Raw genomic sequence first — 13102 nt, 5'->3', positions numbered from 1 at the left:
CGCGACGGGCGCGAAGTTCACCCGATTATGCGTGAACCCGTACCGGGCGGATGTTCAAGCCCGGTTACGGCCGGCAGCGACGTTCATCGCCGCTGCAGCCACGAGGACGGATCCACCGGCTGGCCGTTGCGCCGCAGCTCGAAGTACAGCGCCGCCTGGCCCTGTCCGCCCGAGGTGCCCACGCGGGCCACCGCATCGCCGCGCTTCACCCGGTCGCCGCTGTCCTTCAGCAGGCTGTCGTTGTGTGCGTACAGGCTCATGTAGCCGTTGCCGTGGTCGAGGATGAGGATCAGGCCGTAGCCCGTCATCCATTCCGAAAACACCACGGTACCGTCGGCCACCGCCGTCACCGTCGTGCCCGCGGGCGCGCCGATCAGCACGCCGGTACTGGTACGGCCGTCCGGCATGCGGCCGCCATAGCGGGCCAGCAGGCTGCCCGACACCGGCCACCCCAGTCCGCCGACCTTCAGTGCCGGTGCCGAGGCCACGACGGGCCGTGCGGGTGTGTTGTCGCGCGGCGTGCGGGTGCCGCTGCCGGCGTTCTCGCGCTTCTTCGCCGCGGCGGCTTCGGCCGCGGCGCGGCGCGCAGCGGCCCGGCGTTCGGCCTCGGCGCGCGCGGCGGCGGCGCGCAGGTTCTTCAGCAGCGTTTCCAGCGAACGCGCATCCTGGCCCAGCGCCTTTTCCTTCGCCGCACGGTCCTGGTAGCGCTCGTCGAGGTCGGCGACCAGGCTCGCGCGGGTCTTGCGATCCTTCTCCAGCTGCGCGACTTCGCCGCGTTGCCGGGCACGCGCAGCTTCCAACTCTGTGCTGCGTGCGGCGATCTCGCGCTCCACTTCGTCGAGCGATGCCAGGTCGGTGGTCAGCGTATCGATCCGGCGCGTCTGGTCGCGCTGCACGTAGCGGTGGTAGGCCAACAGGCGGTTGGCGTCGGCCACGCGATCCTGCGACAGCAGCACCTTCAACGGCGCATCTTCGCCCTGCTGGTAGGCCGCGCGGACCAGGTCGGTCAGCTGCCCGCGCTGGCGGTCGCGTTGCGCCGTCAGCGTGTCGCGCCGCTGTTGCAACTCGGCCAGGGCGGCGGCTTCCTTGCGCATCGCGGCTTCGGTGTCGGCCAGCGAGCGGGACGTGCGGCCGACCTTTTCATCGGCGTCGCGCAACTGGCGCGAGGCCGCACCACGTTCGCCTTCCAGCTTGCGGCGTTCCTGCGCGATCGATTTCAACTCGCTGCGCACGCGCTCGAGCTTGCGCTCGGTCTCGCGCGAGGTCTGCGCCGGCGCGGACGCCGCCGCGACCACCGCCAGCACGGCGGTAGACAGCGCGATGCGCCAAGGTTGCGCCATCAGCCGGCGATCAGGCTGCGGCCGCTCATGTCGGCCGGTTGCGGCAGCCCCAGCAGGGCGAGCAATGTCGGCGCCACGTCGCACAAGGCGCCGCCGCTGCGCAGCGTGGCCGCGCGTTCGCCGACGTAGACCAGCGGCACCGGGCCCACGGTGTGCGCGGTATGCGGCTGCCCCGTGGCGGGGTCGCGCATCATCTCCAGGTTGCCGTGGTCGGCGGTGATGATCATCGCGCCGCCCGCGGCGCGCACCGCGGCATCGACCTCGCCGATCGCCTTGTCCACCGCCTGCGCCGCCAGGATCGCGGCCTGCAGGTCGCCGCTGTGGCCGACCATGTCGGGATTGGCGATGTTGCAGATGATCGCGTCGAAACGGCCCGAGCCGATCGCCGCCACCAGTTTCTCGGTCAGTTCGGGGCAGCTCATTTCCGGCTGCAGGTCGTAGGTCGCGACCTTCGGGCTCGGCACCAGGATGCGCTCCTCGCCGTCGAACACATCCTCGCGGCCGCCGCTGAAGAAGAACGTCACGTGCGCGTACTTTTCGGTCTCGGCGATGCGCAGCTGGGTGAGGCCGTGCTCGGCCAGCAGCTCGCCGAAGGTCTCGCGCAGGTCGTCCGGCGCGAATGCCACCGGCGCCGGCAGCTTGGCGTCGTACTCGGTCAGGCAGACGTAACGCGCCAGTGCCGGCACGCGCCGCTCGAAGCCGTCGAACGCCGGCGACACGAACGCCGCAGTCAACTGGCGCGCGCGGTCGGCGCGGAAATTCATGAACACCACCGCATCGCCATCGGCCATCGGCGTTGCGCCGTCGATGACGGTGGGCAGCACGAACTCGTCGTTCTCGCCGCGCGCATAGGCGGCTTCCAGTGCCGCTACGCCGCTGGGGGCATGGTGCTCGCTCTTCGCATCGACCATCGCATCCCACGCCAGCCGCACGCGGTCCCAGCGCTTGTCGCGGTCCATCGCGTAATAGCGGCCGCTGACCGAGGCGATGTGCGCATTGCCGAGCTTCGTGCACAGGTCCTGGAGCGCACGCAGGCTGGGCTCGGCCGACTTCGGCGGCGTGTCGCGGCCGTCGAGGAAGGCGTGCACCGCGACCCGCGGCACGCCCTGGCGCTTGGCCAGCTCGAGCATCGCGAAGATGTGCAGTTCATGGCTGTGCACGCCGCCCGGCGACAGCAGGCCGAACACGTGCAAGGTCTTGCCGTCGGCCTTGGCGGCCTCGCACGCGGCGACCAGCTCGGCGTTGGCGAAGAAGCTGCCATCCTCGATGGCGGCGTCGATGCGGGTCAGGTCCTGGTAGACGATGCGGCCCGCACCCAGGTTCATGTGGCCCACTTCCGAATTGCCCATCTGCCCGTCCGGCAGGCCGACATGGCGGCCTTCGGTGTGGATCAGCGTATGCGGCGCAGTGGCCAGCAGGCGGCGCCAGTTCGGCAGCTCGGCCTGTGCCAGCGCGTTGTCGGTGGGGTCCTCACGGTGCCCCCAGCCATCCAGGATCAGCAGCACGACGGGCTTGGGGCGTTTCACGGACGGGGCAGATGCGGACACGGGGGACGTTCCAGTGACTTCAGGCAGGTGACGATTGTAGCGAAGCGTGGTGCCATCCACTCCGGCGCGGCGGCGTTTAAACCCCCGGGCGCGCCGGTGCATCAGACCGATACGAGACCACCCGAGAGGCAACCCATGATCCGTCCCCGCACCGCCCTGCTGCTGACCCTGGCCCTGGCCGCCACGCCCGCGCTGGCCCAACAGGAAATTTCCAAGGTCAACGGCAGCATCACCGCCGAGGCCGGCCAGGCCTATGGCGACCTCGATACCGTCAACGGTTCCATCCGCGTGGCCGACGGCGCCACCGCCGAAGACGCCAGCACCGTCAACGGCAGCATCAACGTGGGCGACAAGGCGCGCGTGGATTCGCTGGAAACCGTCAACGGCTCGATCCGCGTCGGCAAGGACGTCCAGGTCCGCAAGGACGTGGAAACCGTCAACGGCAGCATCTTCACCGATCGCGGCACCACTGTCGGCGGCCGCATCGAAACCGTCAACGGCGCGATCGGGCTGGTCGCCACCCAGCTGGCCGGCGGCATCGAAACCGTCAACGGCGACATCACCGTCGGCGTCGGCTCGCACGTGAAGGGCGGCATCAAGGTGGAGAAGCCGCAGGGCTTCCGCCTGAACGTCAAGCGCGACCCGCGCGTCATCATCGGCCCCAACGCCATCGTCGACGGCCCGCTGGTGTTCGAACGCCCGGTCACGCTGTACGTGCACACCAGCGCCAAGATCGGTGCGGTGACCGGCGCGACCGCCAAGCCGTTCAGCACCGACACCGCGCCGGCCGAGTAAGCGCGAACCGCGGGGCACGGCACAGGCCGGCCCGCGGCCATGAGGCTAGAATCGGGATTCCTTTCGTTGAGGAATCCCGATGTCCCGCAAGTTGATGCTGGTGCTTGCCGCCACGGCCGCACTGGCCGCGTGCAAGCGCGAATCCGAAGCCCCGGCGCCCGCGCCCGAGGCCGCCACCCCGCCCGCCGCGGCGCACGCCTTCACCGCCGACATCACCGAGGGCGATTTCTCCGACCTGGTGAAGACCCTGTCCTCGGACGAGTTCGAAGGCCGCGGCCCGGGCTCGGTCGGCGAAGAGAAGACCGTCGCCTACCTCGAAGCGCAGATGAAGCGCATCGGCCTGCAGCCGGGCAACAACGGCAGCTACTTCCAGGACGTGCCGATGGTGGAAACCACCGCCAATGAAGCGGCCACCACGCTGACCCTGGCCACCGCCAAGGGCGAGCACGCGCTGAAGTTCGGCACCGACTTCGTGATCGGCACCCGTACCGGCCAGACCGAAGTGAAGCTGGATGCCAGCGACCTGGTCTTCGTCGGTTACGGCGTCGACGCGCCGGAGCAGAAGTGGAACGACTACGCCGGCCAGGACTGGACCGGCAAGACCGTGGTGATGTTCGTCAACGACCCGGGCTTCCACAGCAAGGATGAGACGCTGTTCGGCGGCAACCGCATGACCTACTACGGCCGCTGGACGTACAAGTTCGAGGAAGCCGCACGCAAGGGCGCCGCTGCCGCACTGATCGTGCACGACACCGCCGGTGCCAGCTACGGTTGGGACGTGGTGAAGAACTCCTGGGCCGGCCCGCAGTACGACCTGCCGGCGAAGGATGATCCGGAGAAGCGCATCCCGTTGCAGGGCTGGCTGAGCGCCGACGCCGCGAAGCAGCTGTTCGCCGACGCGGGCCTCGACCTCGATGCGGCCTACGCCAGCGCCGGCAAGCGTGGCTTCAAGCCGGTGTCGCTGAAGGCCAAGGCCACGGCCACGCTGACCAGCAGCATCACCGAGAAGACCTCGCGCAACGTCATCGGCGTACTGCCGGGCAGCAGCAAGCCCGACGAAGCCGTGCTGTACATGGCGCACTGGGACCACCTGGGCAAGCACGAGGGTGAGGAAGGCGACAACATCTACAACGGTGCGGTCGACAACGCGACCGGCGTGGCCGGCATCCTGGAGATCGCCGAGGCGTTCGCCCATCAGGACCCCAAGCCGGCGCGTTCGGTGGTGTTCGTGGCGGTGACGCTGGAAGAATCCGGCCTGCTGGGTTCCAAGTACTACGTCGCGCACCCGACCTTCCCGCTGGAGAAGATCGCCGGCGTGATCAACCTCGATGCGATGAGCGTGGGCGGCAAGTCGCGCGACTTCGTCGTCACCGGCAAGGGCAATTCCGAACTGGAGGACATGCTGAAGATCTACGCCGACCAGCAGGGCCGCGTGCTCACCGAGGAAGGCAACCCGGCCGGCGGCTATTACTTCCGCAGCGACCACTTCAACTTCGCCAAGGCCGGCGTGCCGGCGCTGTACGCCAAGGGCGGCAACGACCTGCTGGAAGGCGGCGTCGAGGCCGGCAAGGCGGCGAGCGAGGAGTACGCCAAGCGCTACCACCAGGCCAGCGACGAGATGCACGAAGGCTGGAAGCTGGACGGCGTGGTGCAGGACCTGCAGGCGCTGTACGGCGTCGGCAAGGACCTGGCCGTGGCCGACACCTGGCCGAACTGGTACGAAGGCAACCCCTTCAAAGCCGCCCGCGACAAGATGCGTCCGGCGGCCCCGGCGGCGAAGTAAGCCGCGCGGTTCCTGCGAGTCGAAGACGGCGCCGCGAGGCGCCGTTTTTTGTTGCTTCTCCCCGCATGCGGGGAGAAGGTGCCCGGAGGGCGGATGAGGGGCGCGCACGATAATGTGCCGCGCGATGTCTCTCCGACGGTCGTCGAACGCGGCAATCCAAACGCGCAACTCTCAGATCATGCCTCCGCTCGCCCCTCACCCGCCTTCGGCACCCTCTCCCCGCTGCGCGGAGAGAGGGAAACTTCCCATGGACGCCAACCGACTCCGCGCACTACCCTGCCGCATCCTCGGAGGGAAACGTCATGTCGATCGCTTACTGGTGCATTCTGGTCACCGCGCTGCTGCCGTACCTGTGGGTCTTCATCGCCAAGCGGTCGGGCGAGCGCTACAACAACCGCAATCCGCGCGGCTGGGTCGCCAAGCAGGAAGGCAACTACAAGGTGCAGCGCGCCAACGCCGCGCACCTCAACGGCTTCGAGGCCTTCCCTGCGTTCGTCGCCGGCGTGCTGATGGCGCAGCTGGCCGGCGTGCCCACGGACACCATCACGCCGCTGGCGTTGGGCTTCGTGGCCGCGCGCGTCCTGCACGGCGTGTTCTACCTGGCCGACAAGCATTCGCTGCGCAGCTTCGTCTGGCTGCTGGGCATGCTGTGCGCGGTGGCGCTGATCGTGCTGGCGGTGCTGCGCATCGGCTGACGCCGCCCGTCCAGATGTGGATGTGGATATGGATGTAGATGTGGGAGCGACGTAAGTCGCGATGGGTCGCCGGTAATGCTTCATCGCGACTGACGTCGCTCCCACAACAGAACCCACAGCCACAACCGACCTCTGCACAACTACCGCAGGTCTTCTTCCCACCCGAACAGCGCGAACGCCTTGCGGAACTCCGCATCCAGCGGCGCCACCGCCTCGACGCGCTCACCGGTCAACGGATGCGGGAACGACAACCGCACCGCGTGCAGCAGCATGCGGTGCACGCCCTGCATGCGGAAGTTGCGGTTGTGGCGGCCATCACCATGGCTGGTGTCGCCGATCAGGTGATGGAACGCGTGCTTCAGGTGCCGGCGGATCTGGCGGAAGCGGCCGGTCTCCGGCTGGCACCGCAACATGGCGTAGCGCGAGGTCTCGAAGCCGCCCGACGGCAACGGCAGCTCGCCCGTCGCCAGGCGCACGAAGCGCGTCACCGACGGCTTCTTCTCCGGCTTGCCCGGGCCACCATCCAACGGGTGGTCGACGGTGAAATCCGGCTCCGGCCAGCCGCGGCAGACGGCCAGGTAGTCCTTGTCCACTTCGCGCGACATCAGCACCTTGCCCAGCGTCGAGGCGCTCTCCCGGTCGAACGCCACCAGCAGGCAGCCGCTGGTGGCACGGTCGAGCCGGTGGATCAGGAAGATCGGCTTGCCGAACTGCACGCGCAGGCGGTCGGCGACGAAGTCCGTCTCGCCGCCCGCGAGCTTGCTGTCGTGCGCCATCACGCCCGCGGGTTTGTTGACCACCGCGATCTGCGCATCCGCGTACAGCACGGGCACTGCGCCGTCGTCCATCTTCGTCTCACCGTAATGCATGAATCTGCGTGCCTTCCAAATCTGCGAAACTCGGGGTTCGCCGCACGCGATGGACGCACGCGGCCCTGAAGGAGAATTGAGGATGAAGTCACCCCGTTTCATTGTCGCACTCGGCCTGGCCGTGACGCTCGCCCTGGGCCAGCCGGCCTGGGCCGACGCCGCCGCCGCGCTGCCGAAGGGCGTCGCCGCCGGCCCCAGCATCGAAGGCATCAGCGAGTACACGCTGTCCAACGGCCTGCGCGTGCTGCTGTTCCCCGACGACACCAAGCCCACCGTGACCGTGAACCTGGTCTACGGCGTGGGCTCGGTGCACGAGAACTACGGCGAGACCGGCATGGCCCACCTGCTGGAGCACCTGCTGTTCAAGGGCACGCCCACGCAGTCGGATATCAGCGGCGAGATGAAGAAGCGCGGCATCGACTTCAACGCCACCACCGGCCTGGACCGCACCAACTACTTCGCCTCCTTCCCGGCCAACACCGACACCCTGGAGTGGGTGCTGAAGATGGAAGCCGACCGCATGGTCCACTCGAACGTCGCCAAGAAGGACCTCGACAGCGAGATGACCGTGGTCCGCAACGAGCTGGAAGCCGGCGAGAACAACCCCGGCGGCGTGCTGTTCCAGCGCATCCGTTCCACCGCCTTCCTGTGGCACAACTACGGCAACACCACCATCGGCGCGCGCAGCGACGTGGAAGGCGTGCCGATCGACAAGCTGCAAGCCTTCTACCGCCAGTGGTACCAGCCGGACAACGCCACCCTGGTGGTCGCCGGTCGCATCGACAGCGCCGACGTGCTGGCGCGGGTGGCGCGCCACTTCGGCCCGGTGAAGAAGCCCGCGCGCGTGCTGCCGCGCTTCTACACCAGCGAGCCGGCGCAGGATGGCGAGCGCGAAGTCACCGTCCGCCGCGTCGGCAACCTGAAACTGGTCGCCGCCGCCTACCACACGCCGTCGCTGGCGCATGCCGACAGCGCCCCGCTGAGCGTGCTGGCCAACGTGTTGGGCCACACCCCCAGCGGCCGCCTGCACAAGTCGCTGGTCGAGGCCAAACTTGCCGCAGCCGCCGGCGCCAACGGCGAGTCCATGCGCGACCCGGGCCTGCTCACCGTCGTCGCCGTGGTGCCGAACGATGGCGATTCCGCCAAGGCCGAAGCCGAATTGCTGAAGCAGGTCGAACAGCTCGCTGCGCGCCCGATCACCCAGCAGGAAGTCGACGAAGCCAAGCAGCGCATCGGCAATGCCTACGAGCTCTATTTCACCGACGTCAACGCGGTGGGCATGGGCCTGTCGGAGTTCCAGTCCGCCGGCGACTGGCGCCTGCTGTTCACCAGCCGCGATGCGGTGGAGAAAGTCACCGCCGCCGACGTCAACCGCGTCGCCGCGGCCTACCTGAAATCCAGCAACCGCACGCTGGGCCGCTTCGTGCCCACGCCCACGCCGGACCGCGTGGAGATCCCCGCCGCACCGGCGGTGGCCACCCTGGTGGACGGTTACACCGGGCGCGCGGCGGTCAGCGCGGGCGAGCAGTTCGATCCCTCGCCGAAGAACATCGACGCGCGTACGCAGACCTTCACCCTCGGCAACGGCCTGAAGGTCTCGCTGCTACCGAAGAAGACCCGCGGCGGCACGGTCATCGTCGATGCGAACTTCCGCTTCGCCGACGAGGCCGCGTTGAAGGGCCGCGAAGGCGCCGCCGGTATTGCCGGCGCCCTGCTGATGCGCGGCAGCAAGACGATGACGCGTGAGCAGATCGACCAGCGCCTGGAGCAACTGAAGACCCAGGGCAGCGTGAGCGGCAGCCTGCAGGGCGCGAGCATCGGCCTGCAGACGCGGCGCGAGCACCTGGCCGACGCACTGGCGCTGGCCGCCGACGTGCTGCGCAATCCGGCCTTCCCGGACAGCGAGTTCGAACAGCTGCGCACGCAGGCGGTCACCGGCATGGAGGCTTCGCGCTTCGAGCCCGGCGCCATCGCCGGCCGCGCCCTGTCGATGTACTTCGATCCGTGGCCGGTCGGCCATCCGCTGCACGCCCGCACACTGGACGAATCGCTGGCCGAGCTGAAGGCGCTGAAGCTGGCCGACGTGCGCGCGTTCCATCGCGACTTCTACGGCACCGCCAATGGCGAGATCGCCATCGTCGGCGACTTCGACCCGGCGGCCGTACGTGCGCAGCTGGAACAGCTGTTCGCCGGCTGGACCTCGGGCAAGCCCTACGGCTCGATCGCCACGCAGTACACCGACGTGGCGGCCAAGCAGGCGCGCTTCGAAACGCCGGACAAGCCGAACGCCGTGCTGCTCGCCCGCCACAACCTGCCGTTGAAGGTCACCGATGCCGATTACCCGGCGCTGGTGGTCGCCAACCGCATCTTCGGTGGCGGCGCGCTGAAGTCGCGCCTGGGCGACCGCATCCGCCAGCAGGAAGGCCTGAGCTACGGCGTTTCCAGCGGCGTGCGCGCCGACGACAGCCTGACCGGCAAGGACAACGCCGGCAGCTTCAGCATCCAGGCCATCGCCGCGCCGGAGAACATGGCGAAGGTGGAAGCGCTGGTACGCGAGGAACTGGCCAAGCTGGTCAAGGACGGCATCACCGCCGAGGAACTGAAGGACGCCGTGGCCGGCACGCTGACCGAACGCCAGCAGGCGCGCGCCGAGGACGGCACCGTCGCCGGCATGCTGGCCGACCAGCTGTTCTACGGCCGCACCATGCAGTTCACCGCCGACCTGGATGCGAAGTACGCCGCGCTGACGGTGGACCAGGTGAACGCCGCGATCCGCGCGTACTTCAAGCCGGACGCGCTGAGCGTGTTCCTGGCCGGCGACTTCGCCAAGAAGGCGACGGCCGCACCGGCGGCGGCCCCAGCGAAGTAAGCCGCATGACGTGACACGGAACGGCCCCGCAAGGGGCCGTTTTCGTTTCCGGCACCCCATGAAAGACCCGGTGACCGCTCCCCTCTCCCCGTGCAACGGGGAGAGGGTGCCGAAGGCGGGTGAGGGGCGAACGGAAAGGCGACCCTCCTTCCTACCGCAATGTCGCCAGATGCGAATGCTTCAGCGGTGTATCGGTATCACGCCTGCCCCTCATCCGCCCTTCGGGCACCTTCTCTCCGCGGGCGGGGAGAAGGAAACGCCGGCCCGCGCCGGGCCGATGCATTGATCATGGTTCCCTGTCCGATCTGCCCCATCTCGATTCGAGAAGCCGGTGATCGCTCCCCTCTCCCCGTGCAACGGGGAGAGGGTGCCGAAGGCGGGTGAGGGGCGAACGGAGAGGCGATCTTCCTTCCTATCGCAATGTCGCCAGATGCGAATGCTTCAGCGGTGTATCGGTATCACGCCTGCCCCTCATCCGCCCTTCGGGCACCTTCTCCCCGCGAGCGGGGAGAAGGAAACGTCGGCCCGCGCCTGGCCGATGCATCGATCATGGTTCCGTGTCCGATCTGCCCCATCTCGATTCAAGAAGCCGGAGACCGCTTCCCTCTCCCCGTGCAACGGGGAGAGGGTGCCGAAGGCGGGTGAGGGGCGAACGGAGAGGCGATCCTCCTTCCTACCGCAATGTCGCCAGATGCGAATGCTTCAGCGATGCATCGGTATCGCGCCTGCCCCTCATCCGCCCTTCCGGCACCTTCTCCCCGCGAGCGGGGAGAAGGAGACGTCGGCCCGCGCTCGAGTCGTCTCGCGTTGATGTCCGCCTGCAAGGCAGGTCAGGCCATCGATGACTTTCGGAACGCCATCGATAGGGCTCGGAGCTCCATCTCTCTCACATTGAGCGTCGCCCGCGCGCCTTCGAGATGCAGCGCAGGCTTACGGCAACCGCAGCGTCGCCACCAGCGGGAAGTGGTCGGACGGATAGCGGTTGTTCCAGCGCGTGGTCACCGAGGTGATCGATTCCAGCTGCACACCGCGGACGAAGATCCAGTCGATGCGCTTGTCAGCGTTGCCCGTGAAGCCATGGAACGTGGCCTCGCTGCCTTCCACGCGCGGCGCGGTGGTCCACGCATCCTGCAGCGTGCGGGCGAGCAGCGCATGCGCCTCGCTGTCGGGCGCGGTGTTGAAGTCGCCGGTCAGCACCACCGGCACGCCGGCCGGCAGCGTGGCCAGGCGGCGCGCGATGGCCTGCGCGCCCTTCACGCGTGCGGCCTCGTCCTGCTCGCGGTACGGCAGGTGGGTGTTGAACAGATAGAAGCGCTTGCCGTCGCTGCGCTGTTCGAACAGTGCCCACGTCACCATGCGCGGGTACAGATGGTTCCAGGTGATGCTGCCCGGCACGTCGGGCGTGTCGGAGAGCCAGAAGTCGCCGGATTCGATCACCTTCAGCCGGTCCTTCCGGTAGAACACGCCCATGTGCTCGCCACCGCCATCGGCGTTGCGGCCGCGCCCGAACCAGGCGTACGCGGGCAGTTCGTGCGCCAGGTAATCGGCCTGCGACTTCACCAGTTCCTGCAGGCCGACCACGTCCGGCGCCTGCTCGCGCAGCATCTTCACCGCGAGCGGTTTGCGCGTCTCCCAGTAATCCACGCCGTCGCTCTCGGCCGGCAGGCGGATGTTGAAGCTCATGATGCGCAGGGCATCGGCCGCGTGGGTCGGCCACGGCATCGTACCGAACAGACAGGCCAGCAACAGAAACCAGCGGCGCATGGCGAACTCCTCGCACAGGGGCGGACATTGTCGCGCACGCCGACGATGAATCGACAGCGAATGCATCACGCGCAACGCATCGACCTGCTTTGGGCGCACATGCGAGATTCCCGTACCGGAAAGGAGTTCCCATGCACCCGCTCAGCCTCATCCTGCTGCTTGCCACGACGCCCGACGCAGCGCCGCCGCCCATGCACCTCACCATCGACATGCGTGCGCAGGCCGACGCTGCGGATCCGGTGACGGCCTGCGTGGCATCACGGCTGGCTCCCTTCGTGAGCCCCTATGGCATCCAGCAGGCATGGCCGGTGATGACCCATTGGCCGCGCAAGTTTCTTCAGGTACCAGGCATTCTCTTGTCGGACATGGGCGACATCGCGGATGGATATCAGCACTCCCTGCACATCGATGTTGACGCACGTGCCGTCTACGTGGTCGAACAGGGTGGATTCGCCGGCACGACCAAGATGTATGGGCCGTTGCCGTTATCGCACTGCGCGGGCGCGCCTGCGACGCCTCCCGTCCCGTGAGCGGTATCCTCCCAGCATGGGGTAGCGTCGATACAGGGCGGGGACATGAACAAGACACGGGGCGGTCACTGGCTGCGGCGCAACACCACGGTGGATGACCTGCTGGATGATGGGGTCGAGAACGACAGCGACACGAAAGTCTTCAGCGAGGAGGCGCCTCCCTCGCCTGGTCCGGCCGCCGACGCGCTCCAACGACAACGCACCGCGTATGCCGGCGAACAGCGGACGCAGGCGGTGTCCACCGCACGCCGGGCCCTGCGCCAATCGAGAAGCTTCTGGGGTGCCGGCACCGGCATTGCGTGCATCGTGGCCGGTGCGTTGCTCATCCTGCATCCGGTTGCCATGTGGGTCTCGCACCCCGGCATGAAGCGGGCCTGGCCGATCATGGAGTGGGTGAGCCAGGAGGGGTCCGTGCTTTACGGCGGGGTGCTCGTGTTGTTCGGCGGCGCATTGACGGCCTTCTCGCTGTTCGTGCCGCGCACTTGATTCAATGGCCGTGTCCACCTGTCCGGAGCCCGTCGATGCCTGACCGCCTGAAGATCGTGCTACGCAGCCTCCTCGCGCTGGCGCTCGCCGTCATCGCGGTGCCGGTGGTGAACCTGGCCGGCGGCGAACTTGCGGCGCTGTGGGGCCTGCCGCGCGGTGGCGACGCGCGACTGGCCTACGACCTGCTGTGGGTGTTCCTGGCCGGCGTCGCGGGCGGCGCGCTGATGGTCGGCGTGGCGGCCGTGGCGAAGACGGCGCACGCGTGGGTGTTGTTCGCGCTGTACTTGGCGCTGGACCTGTATGTAACGGTGATGGCGTGGGACGACTTCCCGCGCTGGTTCACCCTCGCCTGCCTGCTGACGCTGCCCGTGCAGGTGTGGCTGGGTTGGTGGCTGGCGTGGGGACGGCGACGCGCCTGATCGCG

The 13102-nt window shown here is 68.2% G+C and carries 11 protein-coding genes; 7 read left to right on the top strand and 4 right to left on the bottom strand.

The features are described 5' to 3' along the window. Positions 1-83: 83 nt before the first annotated feature. The gene (locus ASD72_RS11810) at positions 84-1340 is read right to left on the bottom strand and encodes a peptidoglycan DD-metalloendopeptidase family protein (protein WP_056880138.1); all 1257 of its coding nucleotides are present in this window, start codon (positions 1338-1340) and stop codon (positions 84-86) included. Next, entirely contained in the window at positions 1340-2866 is a 1527-nt protein-coding gene (gene gpmI, locus ASD72_RS11805) for a 2,3-bisphosphoglycerate-independent phosphoglycerate mutase (protein ID WP_056880243.1), read from the bottom strand. The genes ASD72_RS11810 and gpmI overlap by 1 nt, the downstream gene beginning before the upstream one ends. A 159-nt stretch (positions 2867-3025) precedes the next feature. On the opposite strand from gpmI, the gene ASD72_RS11800 reads away from it, so the two are divergent. From ASD72_RS11800 to ASD72_RS11790, 3 genes are all read left to right on the top strand, one after another. Next, positions 3026-3682 carry a hypothetical protein gene (locus tag ASD72_RS11800; protein WP_200948888.1) on the top strand — a complete coding sequence of 219 codons (657 nt, stop codon included), beginning with the start codon at positions 3026-3028 and terminating at the stop codon, positions 3680-3682. A 79-nt stretch (positions 3683-3761) separates the two neighbouring features. Continuing rightward, the gene (locus ASD72_RS11795; protein WP_056880136.1) at positions 3762-5465 is read left to right on the top strand and encodes a M28 family metallopeptidase; all 1704 of its coding nucleotides are present in this window, start codon (positions 3762-3764) and stop codon (positions 5463-5465) included. A gap of 302 nt (positions 5466-5767) precedes the next feature. Beyond that, complete coding sequence (locus tag ASD72_RS11790; RefSeq protein ID WP_056880135.1) at positions 5768-6160, top strand: MAPEG family protein; 393 nt, start codon at positions 5768-5770, stop codon at positions 6158-6160. 140 nt (positions 6161-6300) lie between these two features. Here ASD72_RS11790 and ASD72_RS11785 read toward each other — a convergent pair whose 3' ends face one another. Continuing rightward, positions 6301-7008: a pseudouridine synthase gene (locus ASD72_RS11785; RefSeq protein WP_056880242.1), complete on the bottom strand. Its 708-nt coding sequence runs from the start codon at positions 7006-7008 to the stop codon at positions 6301-6303. Between the two features lie 103 nt (positions 7009-7111). Here ASD72_RS11785 and ASD72_RS11780 point away from each other — a divergent pair, with 103 nt between their 5' ends. Beyond that, positions 7112-9898, top strand: a complete 2787-nt coding sequence (locus ASD72_RS11780; protein ID WP_056880134.1) for a pitrilysin family protein — start codon at positions 7112-7114, stop codon at positions 9896-9898. Between the two features lie 930 nt (positions 9899-10828). On the opposite strand, the gene ASD72_RS11775 is transcribed toward ASD72_RS11780, so the two are convergent. Further along, positions 10829-11662, bottom strand: coding sequence for an endonuclease/exonuclease/phosphatase family protein (locus tag ASD72_RS11775; protein ID WP_056880133.1), 834 nt, complete (start codon positions 11660-11662; stop codon positions 10829-10831). A 131-nt stretch (positions 11663-11793) separates the two neighbouring features. Between ASD72_RS11775 and ASD72_RS11770 the strand changes: the two genes are divergently transcribed. From ASD72_RS11770 to ASD72_RS11760, 3 genes are read left to right on the top strand one after another with little or no spacing between them, the layout of a single operon-like run. Beyond that, entirely contained in the window at positions 11794-12192 is a 399-nt protein-coding gene (locus ASD72_RS11770) for a hypothetical protein (RefSeq protein WP_056880132.1), read from the top strand. A 45-nt stretch (positions 12193-12237) separates the two neighbouring features. Next, positions 12238-12678, top strand: coding sequence for a hypothetical protein (locus ASD72_RS11765; protein ID WP_056880131.1), 441 nt, complete (start codon positions 12238-12240; stop codon positions 12676-12678). A 35-nt stretch (positions 12679-12713) separates the two neighbouring features. Continuing rightward, a complete protein-coding gene (locus tag ASD72_RS11760) occupies positions 12714-13097 on the top strand; it encodes a hypothetical protein (RefSeq protein ID WP_056880130.1) in 384 nt (127 codons plus the stop codon). The last annotated feature ends 5 nt before the right edge of the window (positions 13098-13102 follow it).

Source organism: Pseudoxanthomonas sp. Root630, assembly GCF_001427585.1.
Taxonomy (GTDB): Bacteria; Pseudomonadota; Gammaproteobacteria; order Xanthomonadales; family Xanthomonadaceae; genus Pseudoxanthomonas_A.
The sequence above is the reverse complement of the archived record's forward strand: the minus strand, read 5'-3'. Positions and strand labels throughout refer to the sequence as shown.

What these genes read in the sequence shown, in the direction of transcription:
- ASD72_RS11810 (WP_056880138.1), bottom strand. Translation starts at nt 1,340, where the DNA reads ATGGCGCAACCTTGGCGCATCGCGCTGTCTACCGCCGTGCTGGCGGTG.
- ASD72_RS11795 (WP_056880136.1), top strand. Translation starts at nt 3,762, where the DNA reads ATGTCCCGCAAGTTGATGCTGGTGCTTGCCGCCACGGCCGCACTGGCC.
- ASD72_RS11790 (WP_056880135.1), top strand. Translation starts at nt 5,768, where the DNA reads ATGTCGATCGCTTACTGGTGCATTCTGGTCACCGCGCTGCTGCCGTAC.
- ASD72_RS11785 (WP_056880242.1), bottom strand. Translation starts at nt 7,008, where the DNA reads ATGGACGACGGCGCAGTGCCCGTGCTGTACGCGGATGCGCAGATCGCG.
- ASD72_RS11780 (WP_056880134.1), top strand. Translation starts at nt 7,112, where the DNA reads ATGAAGTCACCCCGTTTCATTGTCGCACTCGGCCTGGCCGTGACGCTC.
- ASD72_RS11775 (WP_056880133.1), bottom strand. Translation starts at nt 11,662, where the DNA reads ATGCGCCGCTGGTTTCTGTTGCTGGCCTGTCTGTTCGGTACGATGCCG.
- ASD72_RS11770 (WP_056880132.1), top strand. Translation starts at nt 11,794, where the DNA reads ATGCACCCGCTCAGCCTCATCCTGCTGCTTGCCACGACGCCCGACGCA.
- ASD72_RS11765 (WP_056880131.1), top strand. Translation starts at nt 12,238, where the DNA reads ATGAACAAGACACGGGGCGGTCACTGGCTGCGGCGCAACACCACGGTG.
- ASD72_RS11760 (WP_056880130.1), top strand. Translation starts at nt 12,714, where the DNA reads ATGCCTGACCGCCTGAAGATCGTGCTACGCAGCCTCCTCGCGCTGGCG.